The 376-nt window shown below is 52.9% G+C and carries 1 protein-coding gene; it reads left to right on the top strand.

Annotation, left to right across the window (positions count from 1 at the left end):
- Nucleotides 1–56 precede the first annotated feature (56 nt).
- Nucleotides 57–376, top strand: a 320-nt coding sequence (locus M989_RS24060) for a PAAR-like domain-containing protein (protein WP_064549273.1), incomplete at its 3' end; no start/stop codon positions are given.

Below are 376 nucleotides of genomic sequence, written 5' to 3'. Positions count from 1 at the left end.
CGGCGGCAATTGTTCAGTGGCAGTCCCACTCCAGCGATTATCCAGAGAATTAATGTATGGACACAAATGTCTTTATCAACGGGCGCGAGGCCTGTTCCAAAGCGACAGACGGCAAATCAGCAGGCGCATTTCCCGACCCGTGCTGGTCCCCTCCACCACCGCCGGTCGGCCCGATAGTGGTTCCCTATTCCAATACGGCGTATGCCCGCGATTTACAGAACGGAACCGCAACGGTATTTATCTGTAAAACAATGGTGGCGCAGAAAGACCGGTCTTTCTTTTCCACCAGTCAGGGTAATGAACCCGCGACGCCAGGATTTCAAAAAGGCGTGTCTTCCGGTGTGATTAAGGGAAAAGCGTATTTCAAGTCCTGGTC

Source organism: Kluyvera georgiana ATCC 51603 (assembly GCF_001654985.1).
Classification (GTDB): Bacteria; Pseudomonadota; Gammaproteobacteria; order Enterobacterales; family Enterobacteriaceae; genus Kluyvera; species Kluyvera georgiana.
The sequence above is the reverse complement of the archived record's forward strand: the minus strand, read 5'-3'. Positions and strand labels throughout refer to the sequence as shown.